Raw genomic sequence first — 20,417 nt, 5'->3', positions numbered from 1 at the left:
CCCCTGTCGGACCGGGCGGGTAGCGTGGCGCACGTGCCCCAGGCGTCCCGAGTCCCCCTACCCGACCTCGTCCGGCTGCGGCGGGCCCGCGACCGGATGGACCGCGACTACTCCCAGCCACTGGACGTGCCGGCGCTGGCGCACACCGCACTGATGTCGCCGGGCCACTTCTCCCGCAGCTTCCGCGCCGCCTTCGGCGAGACCCCCTACGGCTACCTCATGACCCGCCGGATCGAGCGGGCCAAGGCGCTGCTGCGGCGCGGCGACCTGAGCGTGACAGAGGTCTGCATGGCGGTCGGCTGCACCTCGCTGGGCTCGTTCAGCTCGCGGTTCACCCAGCTGGTGGGCGAGACCCCCAGCGCGTACCGGGCCCGGGACCACGACCACGCCGCCGCCCTCCCGGCCTGCGTCGCCAAGGTCCACACCCGGCCGACCAGGACCGGGGGCGCGGGCGACCCCACCGGCCCGTAGCGCGGCTCCGGCCGAGCTCGGCCCCAGCCCCGCCCCCTACCGCCGGCTCTGCTCGGGCCGGTCGTCCGAGTCCGGGTCCGGGTCCGGGGGCAGGCCCACCTCCTCGCGGTCCTCCTCGGTGCGCTCGTCGAGCTCCTCCTCGTCGGGCCGCCGGGGCAGACCGCGCCCGTGCCCGCTGTCCGGGTCGCCTTCGACGTCCTTGTTGGACTTGTGGTGCGACATGGCGCCTCCTCGCCCCCGATTCCGCCGGTACCTTCCCACTCAAACGCGCGCCCCGGGCACCCGCAAGCCGGGGCCGCGATCACGGGCCGCCCCGCCCGGCGCCTCGGAGAACGCCGCCGACTCGAACTGCGCCCGCTGGTCGGCGTCCAGCCGCAGCACGTCCACGAGCAGCCGCACCGTCTCCCGCCGGGGCCGCAGCGCCCCGCCCCGTTCCAGGTTGCGCACCGCGCGAACACTCAGCGTGGCGAGGTCGGCCAGTTGCTGCTGGGTCAGGCCCCGGTGCTTCCGGTGTCCGTGCAGCATGTCGCCAAATCGCATCTTTCCCGACCTTTCCCTGTCCGCGTCAGCCGGCTGCTATAGCCTTCGTAACGCGACCGGGGAACCGCCGGGTTCAACGGCGGGGCGGCGTGAAGTCAGCCTCGGGCCACCGCCCTTGACTCTCTGTCACCATCGACGGTAGGAACCCGCCGACACGCCGCCTCGCCGCTGCCGCGCGCTCGCCCACGGCCGGGGCGACCCCCGGCCGTCGCCCCCCGTCACGGCTCCGCCCGCTCCGGTGCGCGTTGCAGGCGGAACGCGTCCGCGAGGACGGCCTGGGCCAGCACCCGGGCCGGGCCGCGCGCCGTGGTGCGCCCCGTGGTGAGGGCGAACTCGGTGGTGCCGAGGCTGGGCAGGCCCGGCTGGTCGGGCAGCACCCGCAGGCCTGACGGGATCAGGCTGCGGGCGTGCGGCACCACCCCGAGGCCGGCCAGCGCGGCGGCCCGGACCCCGGAGAGGCTGGTGCTGGTGCAGGCGATCCGCCAAGGCCGCCCGTCGCGCTCGCAGGCCTCCAGGGCGCGGACCCGGATGAAGCTGGGCGGCGGGTAGACGATCAGCGGCAGCGGCTCCGCCGGGTCCGTCCGGAAATCCTCCGCAGCGATCCACACCAGCTTGTCCTGCCACACCAGTTGGCCCTGCGAGCCACCGCCGGGAGGGCGCTTGCCGAGCACCAGGTCGAGCCGTCCGTCGGCCAGCTGCTCGTAGAGCACGGCGCTGAGGCCGACGGTGAGTTCGAGGTCGACCTGGGGGTTGCTCCGCCGGAAGCTCCGCAGGATCTGCGGCAGCTCGGTGTGGACGAAGTCCTCCGAGGCGCCGAACCGCACCCGCCCGCGCACCTGCGTCTGCGCGAAGTAGCCGAGCGCCTGCTCGTGCGCCTCCAGGATCGTCCGGGCGAAGCCGAGCATGGCCTCGCCCTCGCTGGTGAGCTGTACGGAGTGGGTGTCACGCAGGAAGAGCTGCCGGTCGGCGGCCGTCTCCAGCCGCCGCACGTGCTGGCTGACCGTCGACTGCCGCAGCCCCAGCCGCTGGGCGGCCCGGGTGAAGCCGCCGGTCTGGGCCACCGCGAGGAAGGACCTCAACTGCACCGGATCGAACATCCAGCCATTCTATCCGCTGATATCACAGATCATGATGACAGTGAGTGCCGCCAGCGGGATTCACAATCACCCCGGCGGGCGGCAGGCTGGGGCCGTCCCACCCGAACCGCCACCGCGGAGAACCATGCCTCGCCCGAACCGCCCGCTCCGCTCCCACCTGCCCCGGCGCCCCGCCCGCCTCCGGGTCGACCCGTTCATCGCCGCCCTGCTGGGCACCGTGGCAGTGGCCGCCCTGCTCCCCGCCCGCGGCGCCGCCGCACCGGCCTTCTCGGACGCCGCCACCGGCGCGGTCGCCGTCCTGTTCTTCCTCTACGGCGCCCGGCTCTCCGCCCGCGAGGCCTGGGAGGGGCTCAAGCAGTGGCGGCTGCACGGCACCGTGCTCGCGGTCACCTTCGGCCTCTTCCCCCTGCTCGGGGTGGCCGCCCACCTGCTGGTGCCGACGGTGCTGTCGCCGCAGCTCTACCCGGGCCTGCTGTTCCTGACCCTGCTGCCCTCCACCGTGCAGTCCTCGATCGCCTTCACCTCCATCGCCCGCGGCAACACGGCCGCGGCGGTCTGCAGCGCGACCTTCTCCAGCCTCTTCGGCATCGTCCTGACCCCGCTGCTCGCCGCCGTGCTCCTGCACACCGAGGGCGGCGTCTCGCCGGGCACCGTGCTGGAGATCGCCGAGCATCTCCTCCTCCCCTTCGCCGCCGGCCAGGTGCTGCGCCCCTGGATCGCCGCCTGGATGGCCCGCCACCGCGCCGTCCTCGGCCTGGTCGACCGCGGCTCGATCCTGCTGGTCGTCTACAGCGCCTTCAGCGCCGCCGTGGTGGGCGGGGTGTGGAGCGCCCTCTCCCTGCCCCGGCTGGCGGCACTGCTGGGGGTGGAGGCGGCGCTGCTGGGGCTGGTCCTGACCGCGACGCTGCTGGTCGGCCGCCGGCTCGGGTTCGACCGGGGCGACGTGGTCGCGATCGTCTTCTGCGGCTCCAAGAAGAGCCTGGCCAGCGGCGTCCCGATGGCCGCCGTCCTCTTCCCGGGCCCGGCGGCCGGGCTGATGGTGCTGCCGCTGATGCTCTTCCACCAGCTGCAACTGATGGTCTGCGCCATCCTGGCCCGCCGCTGGGGCGCGCAGGCCGAGGGCGCCGGGGCCACGGCACAGCCGGCGGCCGTGCAGGCCCTCGACCCCGTGGCCTGACGAGTGCCGCGCGCCCTCAGCGGAGGGCCGGACCGCAGTGCTGGACCATTCGAGGCGTATCGGCGGGATCCCCGGGATGGCGACGGCCGGAATTCCTCGCGCCGTGCCACTGTCACCCTTCGGCCCGCCCCACCGCGCTCCGAGAGCCAGGGCCTCACCCCCGGTCCGACGAAAGAAAGGGAATCCACGTGTCCGTACGCCGAAGCGCCGTGACCGTGTCCGCCGTTCTCGCCGCCCTGTGCACCGGCGTGACACCTGTCGCCGACGCCGCCCCGACGGCCGCCGCGGAAACCTTGAACTGCACCGTGAACGCCGCCGTCAGCTTCAGCCCGCCGCTCTCGGCCGGCCCGAAGGCCACCACCGTGGCGATCGGCGGGACGGCGAGCGGTTGCGAGGACTCACTGGACGGCCCGACGGCCGTGACGGGCGGCACCGTCACCGCGACGCTCAGGTTCGACGCGATCAGTTGCAGCCCGGTGACGCCCCCGGCACTGGCGCCGGGCTCCTCGGCGACCTTCACCTGGAACCTGAAGAACGGCACGCAGGCGAGCAGCACCATCACCGACATCGCCATCGTCGAGGTCGACGGGGCCGGGACCCTCACCGGCACCGTCACCGGCTCCTCCACCCGCCTGGCCGGGGAGAAGCTGTCCGCGCTCGTGGACGTCACCAGCGACCAGCCGATCGTGGACAACTGCGTCGACGTCCTGCTCGGAACCGGCCAGGACATCGCCCACTCGACGCTGACCGCCGACGCCACCTTCAGCTGACACCAGGCCGACCTGTCGCCCCTCCGCCCCGCTGTCCTGTCGTCCCTCCGCCCCGCTGTCCTGTCGCCCCTCCGACGCGCGCAGGGCCACCCCGCACGTGGCGGGCCCCGCGCGCGTCGGCGCAACCACCGCACGTTGGCGCCGAGTTGTCACCATGCCCCCCGTCGTCCCACCGCCGCCCCGGGTCAGCCCGCAGGGTCGGTGAGCCGGTAGACCGTGATGCCGGCGGCGCTCGCGACGGGGCGGTAGCCGGCGGCGGGGAGAGCACGGAGGGCTTCGACCTCGTCGCGGGCGGGGAGGAGCCCGTCGCGCGGCTGGTCGGCCGCCACCACCCAGTCGGGCCGCGCGCCGGGGCCGCCCGGGTAGCGGGGGAAGAGGTAGACCCGGGTACGACCGGTGAGTTGGGCCGCGAAGCCGTTGGCGGCGGCCACCTCGGCACCGTCCGGGATCCGGCGCAGCAGCGCGCTCACCGCGTCGACGGTCGCGTCACGCTGCCAGGTGGCGGGGCGGGCCAGTTCCGCGAGGGGCTGGGCGGGCAGGGCGGCGGCCGTCGCGGCGAGCCCGACGGCCACGGAACCGCGGACCGTCCACCACCGCAGTCCGTGCCGGGCCCGGAACCGGAGCCGAAGCCGAAGCCGGACCAGAGCGTCGACGAAGGCGAGGAAGACGATCGGCATCAGGACGGCGCCGTAGTGGAAGCCCGTCCCCCAGTAGAACGGGTTAGTGGACCAGAAGCGCCAGCCCAGCGTCGGCAGGGCGAGCAGGATCAGCGGGGTGCGCAGCGCCAGGAACGCGGTGGGGGCCAGGATCGTGACAACGGTGTGCCACTTCTCGCCGGGCAGGAGCAGCCTGGTCACGGGGTCGCCGGCCGGGCCGTCGACGCTGGAGAGGTAGGTGTAGGCGCCGTCCGGGTTCAGGGCCGGGATGACGACCAGCAGCACCAGGAGCAGGGTGGCGGCGGAGAGCCCGACGACGCTCGCGCCCAGTCGGCGGCGGCCGTGCCAGAACAGGTGGCAGCCGATGACGGCGACCGTCGCCGCGAGATCCTCCTTGACCAGCAGCAACGGCAGGGCGAAGCCCACCGCCGCCCGCCACTGCCGGAGTATCAGCCGCTCCAGCGAGAACGCCAACAGCGGTACGGCGAAGGCGATTTCGTGGAAGTCGAAGCCGACGGCCTGTTGCAGGCCGACCGACAGCCCGTACGCCACCCCGATGCCCCCGCCCGCCCACCGGCCGACCGCCCGCACCGCGGCCCTGGTCACGGGGACGGCGGACACGGCGACCAGCGCCGCCTGGGCGACGAGCAGGGTGAGCGCGGAGGGGAAGACCCGGTAGAACGGTGCGAGGGTAACCAGGATCGGGTGGAAGTGGTCCCCGAGCAGGTGGAAGCCCGGCCCCTTCAACTCGGAGACCGGCGCGCGGCCCTCGGCGTAGCCGCGCACGGCCTGCTCGAAGATCCCCAGGTCGAAGCCGTTCGTCCGCAGGTGCAGGTGACGGGAGACGGACAGCGCGGTGTAGGCGGCGAACAGCACGGCGGCGAGCACCCAGGGCAGCAGGGCCGCCCCCGCCCCCTCGGCGGCGGGCCGCCGCCGTTCGGGCACGGGCCGGGTCTCGGCCGTGGCGCGGGCTGCACGGATCGGGCTCAGGGGCAACGGGGGCTCACTTGCGACGGGGCGGACGGGGAGTGACCCCAGAAGCCTCCGACCAACCCGCTGAAGATCCGCTGAAGAAGCCTGAGCACACCTTCAGGAACCGCGACACCCCCGCGCGCCCGTACGCGGGTCCGCTCGCGTGCGCGCCCCGCAGGCCCCCGCGCGCAGACCGTCCGGTGGCTGCGGGCGAACCGCCGGGCCTTGCGGCTCCTCAACCGCTACGACCGGCCCGGGGAAGGCGGCCGCCGACCAGGCTGGCGAGTTGCCCCCCTGGTAGCGCCCGCGGGTGCTCGTCGCAGCGTCCCTCCCGCCCCGGGGACTACTCCGCGCCGGGCGCCGCGTGATGGATCTCGGTGATCCTCGCGGCCGCGTCGAACCCGAGGACCGGGTCGGGGCGGTCGGAGAGCAGGCTCTCGTACAGCGGCCGGTAGTGGGCGACCTTCCGGGCCGTCCGACCGTCCGTCCCGAAGGCGGCGAGCAGGTCGCCGTCCCGGGCCGCGAAGCCGGTCATGGAGGTGTGGTCGATCCACACCTCCACACCCGCCCGGCCGAGGACCAGACTGCTCTCCTTGCTGCTGGAGCCCGTGAGCCAACTGCTGCGCAGACGTGCGGTGCCAGACTCGCCCCGGGACAGGTACTCGGCGGTGCACCACGCGCTGGCGCCGCCGTCCAGCTGCCGGACGGAGGTGAGCGCCGTGAGGTCGACCAGGCGGGTGAGCATGCTGAGCTGGTTCACCCCGGAGTCCATCCAGCTGGAGCCGTAGGACTCGTAGGCATCGGTGCCCTTGAGGACGTAGGGGTCGTAGAACGCGGAGGTGACGGTCGTGACGGGCCCCCACTCGGGGTGCTCGGCAAGCAGTTCCGCCGCCCAGCCGACCTCCGGCGAGAAGGCGAAGTGGTGCGCGGTGAACAACCGGCCCCACACGTCGACCGCTTCGTCCAGCGCGCGGAGCCGCCCGAGCGAGGCGAGGTCGTGGACAAGGGGTTTCTCGACCAGCACCTTGGCCGTGGAGAGCCGGAGAGCCTGGGCCGCCAGCTCCGCGTGCGTGTGCGTGGGAGTGGCGAGCACGAGCAGATCGGGTCGGTGCTCCGCGAGCGCGTCGTCCAGACCGGCGTAGTGACGCGGGGTGGTTCCACGGAACGAGGGCGGTTCCGGCCGGTTCGGATCGACCGTGAACTCGACCAGCACATCGGCCCGTTCGGCCAGGACTGCGAGATGGGTCTGCGCGATGGTACCGACGCCGACGAGGCCGACGCTTACGAGGTCAGTCATCGAACTCTGCTTTCTCCGGACGACTCGGCCGAGGTGCGGGGGCCGGGGAGAGTCATCGACGTGTCACCACCGCTGCCCAGCGACCCAACGACGCGACGGGGCCGTCCACCCAGCCGACGGCAGGCAGGTGCTCCGCGGCGGCGAGGGAGCCGTCGATCCAGGAGGTCGCGATGGGAACCCAGTAGGTGTTGCCTCCGGACGTACGGGTGCGCGCATCGAGCTCGGATCGCGTGCGACGAGCACACTCGTGGTCACCGGCGAGGACGCCGAGGAGGATCTCGGCCACGTCCGCCAGGTTGTGGCCGCCCCGGTAAGCGATCCCGTCCGCAAGGTGCCGGGTGTCTCCTACTGCGGACCGGGCGGCGCCGACGTCACCGGCCATGGCGTGGGCCACCGCCTCGGCGGACCGGAGCTTGACCAGTTCGACGGGGTTGGGCACCAGGTCGAGCAGTTCCCGGGCCCGGCCCGCCGCGTCGGCGACGGCTGCCGTGTCCCCGGACCAGCAGGCGGTCTGCGCCAGGTTGGCGAGTGCCTTCGCCTCTGCGGCGGCCAGCCCCTCGCGCCTCGCCAGGCCGATCGCCTCGTGGTAGACGGAAGTCGCCTCCTCGAAGCGGGCGTTGACCCGCCAGATGTGCCCGGTCAGCCGGAGCCGTTCGCCTTCGTCCTCCGGGCCACGGACCGGTTGTTCGTGCAGGGAGGCGAGAGCGGCCGCGAACCGCCCGTTGAGGTAGTCGAAGTCGCTGAGCCAGTAGCGGGCGGCCGCGTCGAACTCGCCCCCCACCAAGCCCCGGTAGATCTCCGCGGCCTGCGTGTAGTCGCCGTGGTTGCGCAGGGCGTGGGCGAGGTGGATGCGGACCAGCTGTGCCGTTCGACCACCGTGCCGCACGCCTCCGGCCGCGCCGCCGAGCAACTCGATCGCCTCCTCGACGCGGCCGGTCCGGCGGAGCTGGACTCCTCGGATGGCGGCCCGGATCGCCCGGTACTCGGGGAGGCCCACCGGGGCGCCGGTAAGACCGGCTCCGAGCTCCGACCACTGGCCGGCCTCGACGAGTCGCTGCGTGGCCAGCGCCATCCAGTCGTCGAAGACACCGTGCTCGGCAGAGAGCTTGAGCCCGGTTTCGAGGGCTTGCGCCGTCGCCACCCGCCCGCCGGAGGGGCCCAGCCGTTCGCCCAGCCAGCTCAGCAGACGGGCGGCGACCTCACTGCGGTCACGATCCGACCAACCGTCCGGAAGCGTCCGGTCCGCCTCGCCGATGGCCTGCCGCAGCGCCATGTGCAACGCGTACGGGAACGCATAGGCGTCGTCGTGTGTCAGGAACGGTCGGCGAAGGAACCGTGCCACGCTCCCGTCGGAGACTCCGGGTTGACCGGCGCGCAGCAGCTCTGCGCCCACCCGGTCGGTGAGCGCGGCTGTTCGGACCAGGTCGCGTTCCTCCCGGGGGAGGTCCCTGATCGACCGGGTCGCGACGGCTGTGAACGAGCCGCCGAAGTCCGCCACGGAAGGTTGCCGACCGCGTGCCAGCAGGGCGGCGTAGTGGGAGACCGACAGGTCCAGGTACAGGGGAAGCCCCTGGCCGCCGGAGATGACGCGTTCCCGGATCTCCGCCGACATCGCGGGCTCGCCGTCCCGGACGAGGGCCTCACGGAGATAGCTGTCCGCATCGGAGTCCGACAGGTACCCCACGAGGTGCTGCCGCGGTTCGGCCGTGTCGTTGCTGAAGTGCAGATGGGGCCAGCACTCCGGGCCGGTGAAGTCCAGCTCGCCGCCCGCACCCGGGTCGGCCCAGTCGATCCGGTTCCGGCCGGTGATGACGAACAGCACGTTCGGCATCAGATAGGCGCAGCGCTGGACGAACCGTTCCACTGCGCGATCGGCCTGACCGTTGACCACCTCGAAGGTATCGAGGAAGACGCACACCCGGGGCCGCCGGCCCGGCCGACCGCCCCGGGGTTGCCGTTCCAAGTCCCAGGCCAGCAGGTACGGGAAGTACGAGAGCGTCTCGTAGTCGGCGTCCGCCTCGACCAGTTCGGCGAACAGATCGCAGTCGGCCAGCAGCCGGCCCTCCCGCACCCGGTCCCGGACGGCACGGTACGTGACCAGCGCGGCCCGGTGGGCCAGTCCGGTCAGACCTCCCAGACCACCCGGGTCGACCTGCTTCACGGCCTCCGCGATCTGGTCGCCCAGCGCGATGCTCCGCGAGGCGCGCCGCAGCGCCGGCGAGGCGTCCAGGAACTCCTGCAAGGCCTCGCCGGGGTGGGCGCGAGCCCAGTAGGCGGCCAGTGCCAGGTCGAAGGCCGGCCAACGGCTCCCCAACCGGCCCAGAGCGGCCCTCAGACACAGCAACAGTCTCTCGATGTCGCCGGCGCCCTCCTCCGAGAGATCGATCCGCACGGTCACCACGTCGTCGCGCTCCTTCTCCCGCGCTTCGGCGAGGAGGCGGCGCTCCAACTCGTGGGAGAGCGTCGTCTTGCCTATGCCACCCACGCCGTAGAAGGTCAGCACATTGCGGCGGCCCTGCCCGCGGTCCACGACCGACGAGACCTCGGCCTCGTCCAGCATCCGGTGAAGCTCGTCGACCGACCGGGCGAATGCGGCCACTTCGTCGACCCGGTTGGTGAAAACCTGCTGAGCCGTGACGGTGGACGAAAGGCCGCTCATGAATGCAGCCCTCAGGTTCACCCGTGCCATGCGGCCTCCTGGCGTGCGTCGAGCCACGGTCGGTCCGGCGGCATCTCCCGCAACAGGATGCCGTGCTGAAATCTTGTCAGTGATTGCTGCGACGCCACAATCTCTCTCATGGGGATTTCAGGCGGCCGACCCCGTGCGCTCCTCGGCCACGACGATGGGGTGCGGCGGGCCTCGGGCAGGCTCCCCGAGCCTGTCTCAACCTGCGTGGGGCGCCGCATCCGACGGCTGGTCGGTCCGCTGGGCCACGGCGTCGAGGGGTTACGGCACGTCAAGGAGCCTGATACCGGGGCTGGATGTCGTACGCATCGGACTGGACTGTGGCGTCCGCACTCCCGGAGTGGGACCGTCTGATTCCGGTGGGAGTGCCTTTCCCGGGTGTGCAACCCGATGACCAGACCGCCGTGCTGGTCAGGTCCGCGGACGGGACCGGCCCGAAGGCGCTCGCCGACGCGCTGCGCGGCGCCGTCGGACGCCACCTGACGGTCCAGGTCGGCGGCCAGGAGGCGTTCAAGGCCGCGCGGGGGCGGCCGTTCGGGTGACTGGGCGCTCCAGCCTCGGGCTGACGGAGTCACCCGTTCCGTCCGTCTCCCCCGTCGGCCTCCTCGCGATCGTGGCGGTCACCGTCGCGCTCTCCTGGGATTCGATCGCGGTGGCCACCCGGTCCGCCCTGCGGCCGGCGCCGGTCGACGCGATCGGCGGGCGCGAGTGAGCCGCCCGGGTCCCGGAATGCCGATGTACGGGCTTGAACATCCGGGCTTCGGAGCTGCCAGACTGGGAGAACGACTCAGGGGCGGATGGCGACGGCCCCGTAGCAGGAGGCCGCTGCGTCGGTGACGTGCTCGGTGTCGTCCGCGGGCGCCGGGTGCCAGCGCGGAGTGGCCGCGACGCCCGGCTCCAGGAGGTTCCAACCGGTGAAGAACTGCGCGAACTCGTCGCGGGTGCAGGCGGCGACGGGGGTTCCCGCGGCGGTGTAGACCTGGATGAGCCGAGCGGTCTCCTCGGCGGCGAAGTCCTGCGTGAAGTGGCTGACCACCAGCGCGGAACCGCTGGGCAGTTGGGCCTTGAGGCCTTCGGTGATCCGCTGGGCGTCGAACGGCACGAAGTGCAGCAGGGCGTTCATGCTGAGCGCTATCGGCTGGGTGAAGTCCAGGATGGACCGGGCCGAGTCCAACAGGTCTCCGGGCTCGCGCACATCGGCCTGCACGTAGGCGGTGACGCCCTGCTCGGTGCCGCGCAGGAGCGCCTGGGCGTGGAGGAGCACGATCGGGTCGTTGTCGGCGTAGACGACCTTGGCGTCCGGTGCGACCGACTGCGCGACCTCGTGCAGGTTCGGCGAGGTGGGGATCCCGGTGCCGATGTCGAGGAACTGCCGGATCCCGGCCTCGGCGAGCAGCTGCGTCGACCGGCGCATGAAGGCGCGGTTGGCGCGCGCGGCGGAGCGGGCGTAGGGGAAGACCGCCAGGGCCCGGCCGGCGGCCTCACGGTCGGCGGGGAAGTTCGTCGTGCCGCCGAGGTAGTAGTCGTACATCCGTGCCGAGTGGGCCAGGTGTATGTCGAGGTTGACCTCTACGTCGTCGGTCCTGGCGGTGCCGTCCGTCATGCGTTCCCCCTGATACGTCATCGACTCGCCCTGCGCAGGACAGGACCGATCCGCGCCCGCGCCACCGTGGCGAGCGGTGGCGAACCCTGGCGCGGCCCCTTCCACTATGCCCACACGCCCGAACGGCCAATCAAGGGCCGCCGCCGGTGACGACGCGACCGTGCAGCAGGACGACCGAATCAGAGCATGTAGTGACTCACTCTGACCATGTTCCGACACGGTATCTCCATCATCGCCGCACCTTATGTCTGATCTCGAAACACCTTGTCGCGGTTTAACATCTCGGCATCCAATCCGCCTTAATGTTCCTACCAGGGAAGCGAGTTCCCACCGTGACCGCCGTACGGCCGTGGGGTTCAGCCACGGTCGGCGGCCCGCGCCGGACGGCAGCCGACAGGCGTGCCGCAGGGGAGGAATGGGACGTGACCGAGAGCGACTGGGTGGTCGGAGACCGGGACCGCCTGACGTTCGACGCCTTCTGCGACACGCACGAGGGGGCGTGGAGCGGGTTCGCCCGCGCGCGCCTTCGCGACGACGACGCCGCACACAGAGCGGTGGAGATCGCGAAGGTCCGCGTGTGGAAGGAGTGGCCGCGCATCCTGCGCGAGAAGATCCCACCGTTCCACGCCTGGACGATCCTCAAGGAGGAGATCGGTGCCGCCCTGGCGGAACTGATGATGAACGGCGAGCCGCTGCCCACCCAGCCGTGCGTCCCCGGGTGGGTCTACGCCGTGCGGATCGCCGCCGAACGGGCGCAGCACCTGATGGAGACCGGCGGCACCCACGAGCAACTGTACGTCGCGCTAAGGCGGTTGTCCGAGCGGCGGCACGACGTGATCGTGCTGCGGTACCTGCTCGACCTGCCGGACGAGCAGATCGCCGACTGCCTGGGGACGACCGAGGCCAACGTCCGTTCGACCGCGAGCCAGGCTCTCGACCGTCTGGCCGCGGCGCTCGGCGGCCGACGCGGGGAGAACCGGTGAGCACCGAGCACGACCGGGCCCTGCACCCGAACATGGCCGGCATCCACCTGCCCACCCGGGCCCCGCGGCCGCAGCCAGGGGGCACGGGCGTCTCCTGGGAGCGGCTGCTGACCGCCCCGAGTCCGCTGTCCTCCGAGCACAAGCAGGCGGCCCACGAACTCGACCTCGCCGCGTCCCTGGTCCTCTCGATGCCGTCCGCCGCGGCCTCCCTGGGCCTCCTCGTCAACGGCGAGCAGATCCACCCCGAGGGCGCCCTCGTCCTCGGCGCGCTGCTGTACGTCGCGGGCCATCGCGACGGCGCCCAGTTCTGGTGGCAGTTCGCGGCCGGCGGCGGTTCCTACACCTCCGCGTCGTTCCTGAGCCTGCTGCACCGCAGCCTCGGGGAGTTCCTGGACGCGGAAGTCTGGCGCCAACAGGCCGAAGCACTGGCCACCAAACCCCGCCCGCCACAGCGCGTCCTGAGCACTCCTCACGCCCTGCTGCCGGCCCAGGTGCTCACCGACATCCTCGCCCGGTGCCACTACGGCCTCGACGTGAAGCTGCCCCCCCGCCTCGCGGCCGTGATCCACCAACTCCCCGTCGCCGGCGACGACCCCGAGTACGGCGAACTCCCCCAGATGAGCAGCACCCTCGTACGCGACCTCACCGACGAACGCTAGCGACCGCGAACCCCGCCTCCCCGCCTCAGCGCACGCGCCCCCGCGCCTTCAGCGGGAGGGCGGGGAGCTCCGGCGCCCGCAGCCGGTCGCCGGCGTAGCCGTGGACGTCGCGCCAGGTTGGCCACCTGGGAGGTGTCCAGGAACACGCACACCGTGGGCCGACGGGCCGGCCGGCCGGCCCCGGTGCGGCAGTCGGTCGAGGTGCCCGGCAAGCAGGTACGGGAAGTAGGAGAGCGTCTCGTAGTCCGCGTCGGCCTCGACCAGTTCGGCGAACAGCTCGCCGTCGACCAGCAACCGCCCCTCGCGCACCCGGTCACGGACGGCGCGGTAGGCGGCCAGGGCGGCACGGTGAGCGATCCTGATCGTCCGCATCCGCGGATCGCACGCCTTGTCCACGGACTCCAGGTGCAGGCCCTTGCCCGCGTGCAGCTCGGACACGGTGAGCTGCTGGAACTTCTGCATCGCCTTCCGGACGCCGACCTTGACGGGCTTCTCCGGGACGTCATAGCTCTCCCAGAAGCTGTTCGCGAACGCGAGCTGCGGTACCCGACGGACTCCCTACCCGCCTGGCAGCTGTTCCGATCGTGATCGGACCGTCACGCCCGAGGCCATCTGGCGGGCCAGGGAACGGATTTCACCTAGCAGACCGACCGACCCCCGGTCGAGGTCCAGCGCGTGCTGGTGGATGACGATGCCGGCGTGCCGCACCCGGTGGGCGGCGTGCGGGGCGTTTCCCTTGGCGTAGACGAGGTGCCCCTCCGGCAGGCCGAGGGCGGTGCAGTAGGCCAGCATCTGGTACAGGTCACCGTCCGGGTAGCCGCCGGACTTCTCGGTCTTGTACTTGGCGTCGGCCACGGCCTGCGGAGCGCCCTCCGGGCCGTACAGGACGAAGTCGGGCTTCATCCGGATCTCCCCGGCCTCGTCGAGGTGGTGCGGGTCCTGGAGTCGGCAGGTGCGGTCCGTCCCGCGGTACTCCTCGCGCAGGGCCACCGTCACAAAGTCCTCGAAGAGCTTGTTCATGTTGAACAGGAAGCCGTCGATGCGAAGTTCACCGGTGGTGTGCTCGGGTGACGATCCACCGAGGACGGCACGGGCGAGATGGAGCGCCTGGTGGTAGCGGGCGTTGAGGCGGGTGGCGTGCCAGACGGGGAGCGCCTGGCCGCGTAGGAGCGGAGAGACCTCCGCGAGGCGTACCCGTTGGTGCAGCAGGCGGCGGCGCACGTCCTGGGGTACCCCGGGCAGGCGGAGCAGGCGTTCGACCGCGGCCCGCAGGATACGGTTCTCCGTGATGTCGGTGGTGAACTCGTCGTACGCGATCTCCACGGGCAGGACGGCGCCGAATCGGCGGCGTATCTGCTCGGCTTCGCGGATCCGGCCGCGGACCACGAGGGCGCTGTCCTCGAACGTACGGTAGCCCTGGAGGAGACCCTGTCGCAGCGCCCGGTCCACCTGACGCTCCACTGCGTGGGCGAGGGCCGGCAGGAGTTCGTCGTGGTCGCCGACCTCGACGTCCCCGTCCCGCCAGCCGCGCGGGTCGAGGCTGTAGCCGATCAGGAAGAAGAGGCGGGCGATCGGCACCTTGGGAGTGATCCGCAGGACGACGGAATCGCCGCCCGGGACCGCCAGGCTCACCGCGCCGACCTTGCTGCCGGCCCGCAGTGTCCAGTGGCCCGTCCGGTACGGATCGGGGGCGGCCGTGTCGAGGATGCGGGAGGCGGCGATGGCCCGGCCGGCGGCGTCCGGAAGGGGAACGGACACCGCCGGGGCGTGCTCGGTCAGGCGGGCGACGGTCACGACTCGGACTGGGGCTGGTTGTCCCACACGATGTCGCCCGGCTGCATGGCGAACCTGGAGCGCTTGGCGGCCACTTCGGCCCGCAGCGCTGCGAGGCCGTAGCGCTTCTCGATGTCGACACCCTCGCCGTAGTGGTGCTCCTCCAACAAGGGAAGAATTTTGGTCCGCCAGGTGCGGTCCAGCCCGCCATCGCGATAGACGCCCGGCTTCATCAGGTACGAGGGCCCGATCCGGAAGTCCGCGTCGTCGATTCGGGTATTGAGCGCGTTCAGCAAGTCGGCCGGTTCGTCGTCACGCTCCTGCGCCGCGAGCCAGCGCCGCAGCAGACCGCTGGTCGGCTCCGTCCGCGGTGACAGCTCGACGAACGCGAACCGCCGCCGCATCGCCGCGTCGACCAGGGCGATGGAACGGTCGGCGGTGTTCATGGTGCCGATGATGAACAAGTTCGGCGGGAGGGCGAAGTCGTCGCCGGAGTAGGTGAGCCGGACGGCCTTGTTGCGGTACTCCAGGAGGAAGTACAGCTCCCCGAAGACCTTCGCCAGGTTGGCGCGGTTAATCTCGTCGATGATCAGGAAGTGCGGCACGTGCCGGTTGCCCTCGCGAGAGGCGAGGTCGGCGAGTTCACGCAGCGGGCCGGCGGTGAGACGGAAGGCGACCTCGCGAGTCTCCGGGTCCTCCTTGGGGCGGAACCCCTCGAAGAAGTCCTCGTAGGCGTAGGAGGGGTGGAACTGGACGAGTTTGACCTGCTCGGGGCCGCCGCCCAGGAACTCCGCGAGCTTCTGCGCGAGGTACGTCTTGCCGGTTCCCGGAGGACCATAGAGGACCAACTGGCGCTCGTCCCAGAGGAGGTCGCGGACCTCCTGGAGCCACTCCACGTCGTGAACGAGCAGTTCCTCGGCGAGTTCGGGGGTCGGCTCGGGCAGGGCCAGTTCGCGCCGGGCGATGCGGATCTCCACACTCGGGTCACGCTCTATCGCCTCGGCTTCCTCCTCCAACTCCTGGTCGCTCAGCCCGAGGCCCCTGATAAGGGCCTGTTCGGAGGTGAGATCCACGACGTCGTGCTGCACCGAGAGCTTCTGCTGAAGCTCCTCGGGCAGGTCGGAAAAGGAGTACCCCTCGCTCTGCCACTCCACCGGGCGGCGCAGGTTGGACCGCCCGTCCTCCGAGGACGTCTGTTCCACCGGTCCGGTCACCTCGCCGACGTACAGCAGGCCACCGGAGATTGTGCACACGGTGTCGCCGGGCTTGATCCGGGAGAGGAAGGCGTGCAGTTCCTCGACGAGATCCTGCTTCTGGCTGTACGTCGTCGTGGACTCGTAGTCCTCCCGGACGAACGCGCTCAGCTGCTCCTTGCTCGCGCCCTGCCCGACGCCCTGCCGCAACCGGGACGCGGAGAGGGTGACCCGGCCCTCGGGCAGCCAGAGTCGCTGGACGAGGTCAAAGCCGGAGACGTTGGAACCGCGAACCAACCAGGCACGGTTGGGCCCGGCCCAGACGCCCGACATGAATTCCGACAGCGGCCGGTCGTCCTTGGTACGCCATCGCGTCCAACCGTTGGCCGAGCGGCCCATCATCACTTCGGCAGCGGCGGAAGGGGAGCCGAACTCCACGTCCTCGGCCAGTTCAAGATGTCCGGGCCAGCGCTCGGAGGGTCGCAGTTTGCCCTCCTCAATGAGCTGCATCCGCAGGCGGCTGGAGGACGCCCTGCGCTCCGAGTACGACGGAACAACCTTGCCCCGCGCCGGCGCCCCCTCGTACACCAGGAACTTCTGACTGCCGTTGCTCCCCTTCTCCGACAGCAGCCGGCCGCGCGCGACCGGCCCGCCATAGGGCAACCGCAACTCGAACTCCTGGAACTCGTCCTCCACGCCCCGCTCCCACCCTCACGCCCGAAGATCCTCAACGCACAATAAGGCCTGCCACCGACAAGTAGCGCCCGCCCTCTCCTCACCCGGGTCAGCGATCGAGCAGGCCTCGCGCCGGAGCCCAGCTCGACTTGTCGAGGACGACCTCCCTGGCGAGGTCGTTGCATGCGTGGGGACGGTGGCTGCCCGGATCGACCGTGAAGACGAAGGCCTTCGCCTGGTCCGCGAAGGCACAAGCGGGCTTCGTGGCAGTGCTCTCCGACAGCACCATGAGCCGTCGTCCTGCCACAGCGGCCGTGCCGTACAGACGCTGCACGTCCCCGAGGCCCATACTCTTCGAACGGTTCCACCACTCGATATGGAAGGTCTCCGACTCAAGTCGGCTGCACGTGTCGTCCGGTACGACGTCCGCGAATCCCATCCTGGCCAGCTCCCGTGCCGCGCTTTCGACCACAACCGAACGCGCCGGCGGGTCGGCCGCCTGCGACCGCTGCGCGGGCAGGCCTTGGATCCGGTCCTCTACGGTGGCCACGCGAGGAAGGTGGGCCAGATCCGCAACAACCCCCACGAGCTTCGCCCGGTCGACGCGGTCGGGCTTCACCCCCGGGACGACGGACGGCTCACCGAACAGGAGGCCTCCCAGGTCGAGCCGCTGCCAGACCTCTCCCTCGTCGGCCCGGACGCTCGCACTCCACCCCGACAACGGCTTGCTGGACACCCTGATCAAGCACCCCAGGCCCTGGACGACGACGAAGTCTCCCTGGTCTCTGCCGAAGTACTCAGCCTTCGTACCTCGCTCGGCCTCCACCGCGCAACACCGGTTCTGCACCACGGCCATCAGCACGTCCACTCCGTGGGCCGACAGGTCGTCCGCGAGCGCCACCATCTCGCCAGCCGCAGGCTCGTCCCACCTCCAGGGGCCCTGCTCCTCCTCACGTTCGAGCTCGGCCACGGCCCTGGCATGGAGAGCGTCCACGAGGACGTCCATGTCCGTGGTGCCGGACCAGATGCGAGGCGGCTCGGAGATCTTCGGCCCAACAACCGCCCAAACGGGCGTGTGGTCGTACGGCTTGGCGAAACGCATCTGGGCGAGAGCCACGGAACGTTCTCCGGCCAGCGACACAGACAGGTGCAACGTCGGCGATTGCCGCACCTCAAGGCGCCTGGCGAGATCGGGATGCCGCGTACGAAACCTCTCGCCGAACGCCTCGTACATGAGGAGATCCCCCATCGCTGCAAGCATGTCACTCGAAGGGAAGCCCACAGCGGACCCGCTTTCCTGATAGAGCGCCAGCACTGCTTCTGCCGATCCGCACGCTATCGCCGCCCACCGACGGCCGCGGCAGCGAGCCCCGACACCGGCCGATGGTGGCGGTGGTCTTCCACTTCGGCGCGCCCGCGGCCAGGGCCTGCGGCTGGTCGGGGTCGTCGGCGAAGCAGGAGGCGGCGGTGAGCACCCAGTATCGGCCGGCCAGGGCGCCGGTACAGGCGCTCACGTTGTCGCCGATCGCCAGGCGGGCGGAGCCCCGACGGGTCCAGCCCACCATCTACACCCCGGACGACCTCGACTTCACAGACATCAGCCTGACCGCAGGTGGCTCTCTCACCAGCACAGACCACCACCCCCTTCTGGCCGGAAAATCGCCAAACCTGGGTTGACGCCAGTGACCTGAAGGCCGGGGAGACACTTCGTGACCCCTCCAGCCAGTCTCAGCAAATCGGCCTCATACGCCACCGCAGCGTTCTTCAACCCGCTTACAACCTGACGGTCGAAGACCTCCACACGTACTATGTAATGGTCGGCGCGACACCGGCGCTCGTCCACAACTCGAAGCCGCTTTGCGATAATTGGGACGTACCCAGCGCAAAGGAGCTCGACGCGACATGGGAGCGACTGGGTGTGCCTACGCGAACGGCTTTGAGCAAGGTGGCACGGGGTGGGAAATCCCTCGAAAATGCGGCAATTCTCGAACACCGGAGCAGGCATGGACAATGGCCGAACTCGGACTGGCCAAGACAGTTGCCATGAAATGGGGGAGCTTCCATAAGAATAGAGCTGACAAGTCGGCAGAAAAGTGGGTCGGCGACCCACTGAAGGCCAACCCAAGCGCCTGGTCCTGGGCGCACCTGTTCCAGTACTACATGGATCATCTCGAAGGGTAAAAATGCGTTTCGTAATCCACGCAGACCGACCAATTGTGGTGGCTTTTGAGCCGACTGCGGATGAAACCACCATGTGGCCGGGCACGCCAATCATCGTGGAGTGGCCAGAGGGAGGAGACGACGGGATGGTTGCCCTGGAGGACGGAAAATTTGTGGTCTCCGCGCCGCGCGGTGGGTACACTCGGGCATGGCATGAGGGCGGCGCGGAGATTTACGTAGGTCCCGAATCGGGGCCGGATGCGCAATGACCTAAATATTGGATGGCTTCGGCGCGGCTTCCTCCGGCATGGAAGCGATTCTTTCGCTGGAATTCGGTTCGAGGTGGCCTTCGGGTCCGGGATCGAGAATTTCACCTGGAGCGAAGGGCCCTGCGGCAATTTCCACAGGGCCCTCGATGCATGTTGGCTGACTTATCGCCATTACGTAGCACGCACCCCACGCCCTCCTCAGCCCGGCGCACCGCATGATCCGGATCCACCTCTGGAGAAGGCCGCAGGTGCGTGCCTCCCGAGCGCATTTCGCCAGGTCAGCGCAGGCGCCCCCGCGCCTTCAGCGGGAGGGCGGGGAGCTCCGGCGCCCGCAGCCGGTCGCCGGCGTAGCCGTGGACGTCACCGAAGCGGGCGGTGGACATCCAGTCCTCGCGGGCCTGGGTGATCTCCTCGCCGGAGCGGCCGATGAAGTTCCACCACATGAGGATCTGCTCGTCGAAGGGTTCGCCGCCGAGGAGGAGGACAGCGGCGTCGGTGCGGGCGTGGAGGGGGAGTTCGGGGCGGCCGCAGCCGAGGTAGAGCATGGAGCCGGGTTCGACGCGGACGCCGTCGACGTCGACGCTGCCGGACATGGAGAGGACGGCGTACTCGAAGTCGGGGACGAGCGGGAGCTTGAGGTCGGCGCCCTCGGTGAGGGCGAGGTCGGCGCCGACGAGGGGGGTGTAGGCGGTGCCGGGCGAGGTGGCGGTGTCGAGGGTGCCGAGGATGACGGTGCCGTGCAGGCCGGGGGCGGTGACGACGGGCAGGTCGGCGTAGTGCTCGAAGGTGGGGGCGGTGTGCCGGTGGGCGTCCGGGAGGGCGACCCAGAGCTGGGCGCCGTGCAGGTAGCGGGCGTGCGGGCGCGGGGATTCCTCGGAGTGGGAGATCGCCCGGCCGGAGGTCATCAGGCCCAGTTCGTACGGGCGGACGGTCTGGAGGCTGCCGAGGCTGTCGCGGTGCAGCACCTCGCCCTGGTGGAGCCAGCTGACCGTCTGGAGGCCCATGTGGGGGTGGGGCGGGACCTGCATGCCGGGTTCATCGGCGATGTCGTCGGGTCCGTAGTGGTCGACGAAGCACCAGGCGCCGACCATCCGGCGGCCCAGGTTGGGGAGCAGGCGGCGGACCATCGTGCTCTCGCCGAGCTGGACCTGGCGTCCGGTCAGCAGGTCCTTGACCGGTCCGGTGTCGGCCTCGCGGCCGCAGGTGGTCGGGGAGGGCTTGCGGTCGAGGTTACTCATGTGCGGTTCCACCACCGTGCGGAGAGGGGCCGGGCGAGGGGCGTTCGCCAACGATCATCCCTGACGGCCACTGGATCCTCCACCCCTCGGCGGGCCGGGCCCCTAGGGCGCGTATTCGGTCGTGATCAACGGGTCCGGGTGAGGTCCTTGATCCAGATCATCGCGCCACGGAGGTGGAGGCCTGCGAGGTAGCTGTCC

General features: G+C 70.9%; 21 protein-coding genes and 1 pseudogene. 9 read left to right on the top strand and 13 right to left on the bottom strand.

What is annotated here, in order from left to right; translation table 11 throughout:
- Window positions 1-96 precede the first annotated feature (96 nt).
- Window positions 97-471 (top strand): helix-turn-helix transcriptional regulator, encoded by a 375-nt coding sequence (locus ACIQVZ_RS28415; RefSeq protein WP_402453823.1) that lies wholly within the window; start codon window positions 97-99, stop codon window positions 469-471.
- Window positions 472-507: 36 nt separating this feature from the next.
- Here the strand turns inward: ACIQVZ_RS28415 and ACIQVZ_RS28410 are convergent, their stop codons facing one another.
- From ACIQVZ_RS28410 to ACIQVZ_RS28400, 3 genes are all read right to left on the bottom strand, one after another.
- Window positions 508-693 carry a hypothetical protein gene (locus tag ACIQVZ_RS28410; protein WP_402453716.1) on the bottom strand — a complete coding sequence of 62 codons (186 nt, stop codon included), beginning with the start codon at window positions 691-693 and terminating at the stop codon, window positions 508-510.
- A 39-nt stretch (window positions 694-732) separates the two neighbouring features.
- On the bottom strand, window positions 733-1,011 hold the full coding sequence (locus tag ACIQVZ_RS28405; protein WP_350883278.1) for a helix-turn-helix transcriptional regulator: 279 nt from the start codon (window positions 1,009-1,011) through the stop codon (window positions 733-735).
- Window positions 1,012-1,229: 218 nt separating this feature from the next.
- Entirely contained in the window at window positions 1,230-2,108 is an 879-nt protein-coding gene (locus tag ACIQVZ_RS28400; RefSeq protein ID WP_350883280.1) for a LysR substrate-binding domain-containing protein, read from the bottom strand.
- Window positions 2,109-2,232: 124 nt separating this feature from the next.
- Between ACIQVZ_RS28400 and ACIQVZ_RS28395 the strand changes: the two genes are divergently transcribed.
- Both ACIQVZ_RS28395 and ACIQVZ_RS28390 read left to right on the top strand, forming a co-directional pair.
- A complete protein-coding gene (locus ACIQVZ_RS28395) occupies window positions 2,233-3,285 on the top strand; it encodes a bile acid:sodium symporter family protein (protein WP_402453714.1) in 1,053 nt (350 codons plus the stop codon).
- Between the two features lie 188 nt (window positions 3,286-3,473).
- Entirely contained in the window at window positions 3,474-4,055 is a 582-nt protein-coding gene (locus tag ACIQVZ_RS28390) for a hypothetical protein (RefSeq protein WP_402453712.1), read from the top strand.
- A gap of 185 nt (window positions 4,056-4,240) precedes the next feature.
- Here the strand turns inward: ACIQVZ_RS28390 and ACIQVZ_RS28385 are convergent, their stop codons facing one another.
- The 3 genes from ACIQVZ_RS28385 to ACIQVZ_RS28375 all read right to left on the bottom strand — a co-directional run bounded on the left by ACIQVZ_RS28385 (window position 4,241) and on the right by ACIQVZ_RS28375 (window position 9,639).
- Window positions 4,241-5,656, bottom strand: a complete 1,416-nt coding sequence (locus ACIQVZ_RS28385; RefSeq protein WP_402453709.1) for a DUF2079 domain-containing protein — start codon at window positions 5,654-5,656, stop codon at window positions 4,241-4,243.
- A 370-nt stretch (window positions 5,657-6,026) separates the two neighbouring features.
- Window positions 6,027-6,980 carry a Gfo/Idh/MocA family protein gene (locus ACIQVZ_RS28380; RefSeq protein WP_402453707.1) on the bottom strand — a complete coding sequence of 318 codons (954 nt, stop codon included), beginning with the start codon at window positions 6,978-6,980 and terminating at the stop codon, window positions 6,027-6,029.
- A gap of 52 nt (window positions 6,981-7,032) precedes the next feature.
- Window positions 7,033-9,639: a hypothetical protein gene (locus ACIQVZ_RS28375; RefSeq protein ID WP_402453704.1), complete on the bottom strand. Its 2,607-nt coding sequence runs from the start codon at window positions 9,637-9,639 to the stop codon at window positions 7,033-7,035.
- Window positions 9,640-10,046: 407 nt separating this feature from the next.
- Here ACIQVZ_RS28375 and ACIQVZ_RS28370 point away from each other — a divergent pair, with 407 nt between their 5' ends.
- Window positions 10,047-10,208, top strand: a complete 162-nt coding sequence (locus ACIQVZ_RS28370; RefSeq protein WP_350883292.1) for a hypothetical protein — start codon at window positions 10,047-10,049, stop codon at window positions 10,206-10,208.
- Window positions 10,205-10,378: a hypothetical protein gene (locus tag ACIQVZ_RS28365; protein WP_402453702.1), complete on the top strand. Its 174-nt coding sequence runs from the start codon at window positions 10,205-10,207 to the stop codon at window positions 10,376-10,378. The genes ACIQVZ_RS28370 and ACIQVZ_RS28365 overlap by 4 nt, the downstream gene beginning before the upstream one ends.
- A gap of 75 nt (window positions 10,379-10,453) precedes the next feature.
- Here ACIQVZ_RS28365 and ACIQVZ_RS28360 read toward each other — a convergent pair whose 3' ends face one another.
- Window positions 10,454-11,269: an SAM-dependent methyltransferase gene (locus ACIQVZ_RS28360; protein ID WP_402453700.1), complete on the bottom strand. Its 816-nt coding sequence runs from the start codon at window positions 11,267-11,269 to the stop codon at window positions 10,454-10,456.
- Between the two features lie 422 nt (window positions 11,270-11,691).
- On the opposite strand from ACIQVZ_RS28360, the gene ACIQVZ_RS28355 reads away from it, so the two are divergent.
- A complete protein-coding gene (locus ACIQVZ_RS28355; protein WP_350883298.1) occupies window positions 11,692-12,252 on the top strand; it encodes a sigma factor-like helix-turn-helix DNA-binding protein in 561 nt (186 codons plus the stop codon).
- Window positions 12,249-12,911 (top strand): hypothetical protein, encoded by a 663-nt coding sequence (locus ACIQVZ_RS28350; RefSeq protein ID WP_350883300.1) that lies wholly within the window; start codon window positions 12,249-12,251, stop codon window positions 12,909-12,911. Before ACIQVZ_RS28355 ends, ACIQVZ_RS28350 begins: the two co-directional genes overlap by 4 nt.
- 354 nt (window positions 12,912-13,265) lie before the next feature.
- On the opposite strand, the pseudogene ACIQVZ_RS28345 reads toward ACIQVZ_RS28350, so the two are convergent.
- From ACIQVZ_RS28345 to ACIQVZ_RS28325, 5 genes and pseudogenes are all read right to left on the bottom strand, one after another.
- Window positions 13,266-13,457 (bottom strand): annotated as a pseudogene (locus ACIQVZ_RS28345) (hypothetical protein); the annotation flags it as partial.
- 12 nt (window positions 13,458-13,469) lie between these two features.
- Complete coding sequence (locus ACIQVZ_RS28340) at window positions 13,470-14,705, bottom strand: McrC family protein (RefSeq protein WP_402453697.1); 1,236 nt, start codon at window positions 14,703-14,705, stop codon at window positions 13,470-13,472.
- On the bottom strand, window positions 14,702-16,573 hold the full coding sequence (locus ACIQVZ_RS28335) for a DUF4357 domain-containing protein (protein WP_402453695.1): 1,872 nt from the start codon (window positions 16,571-16,573) through the stop codon (window positions 14,702-14,704). Before ACIQVZ_RS28335 ends, ACIQVZ_RS28340 begins: the two co-directional genes overlap by 4 nt.
- Before the next feature lie 88 nt (window positions 16,574-16,661).
- Window positions 16,662-17,801 (bottom strand): hypothetical protein, encoded by a 1,140-nt coding sequence (locus ACIQVZ_RS28330; RefSeq protein ID WP_402453693.1) that lies wholly within the window; start codon window positions 17,799-17,801, stop codon window positions 16,662-16,664.
- A 13-nt stretch (window positions 17,802-17,814) separates the two neighbouring features.
- On the bottom strand, window positions 17,815-18,045 hold the full coding sequence (locus ACIQVZ_RS28325) for a hypothetical protein (protein WP_402453822.1): 231 nt from the start codon (window positions 18,043-18,045) through the stop codon (window positions 17,815-17,817).
- Between ACIQVZ_RS28325 and ACIQVZ_RS28320 the strand changes: the two genes are divergently transcribed.
- The gene (locus tag ACIQVZ_RS28320; protein ID WP_402453829.1) at window positions 17,936-18,229 is read left to right on the top strand and encodes a hypothetical protein; all 294 of its coding nucleotides are present in this window, start codon (window positions 17,936-17,938) and stop codon (window positions 18,227-18,229) included. The genes ACIQVZ_RS28325 and ACIQVZ_RS28320 overlap by 110 nt on opposite strands.
- Window positions 18,165-18,599 (top strand): polymorphic toxin-type HINT domain-containing protein, encoded by a 435-nt coding sequence (locus ACIQVZ_RS28315; protein WP_402453692.1) that lies wholly within the window; start codon window positions 18,165-18,167, stop codon window positions 18,597-18,599. The genes ACIQVZ_RS28320 and ACIQVZ_RS28315 overlap by 65 nt, the downstream gene beginning before the upstream one ends.
- A gap of 660 nt (window positions 18,600-19,259) precedes the next feature.
- Here ACIQVZ_RS28315 and ACIQVZ_RS28310 read toward each other — a convergent pair.
- Complete coding sequence (locus tag ACIQVZ_RS28310) at window positions 19,260-20,219, bottom strand: pirin family protein (protein WP_402453690.1); 960 nt, start codon at window positions 20,217-20,219, stop codon at window positions 19,260-19,262.
- Window positions 20,220-20,417 lie beyond the last annotated feature (198 nt).

Source organism: Kitasatospora sp. NPDC098663 (assembly GCF_044760075.1).
In the GTDB taxonomy this organism is placed as follows: Bacteria; Actinomycetota; Actinomycetes; order Streptomycetales; family Streptomycetaceae; genus Kitasatospora.
Note: the sequence above shows the minus strand (reverse complement) of the source record. Positions and strands in the feature narration are given on the sequence as shown.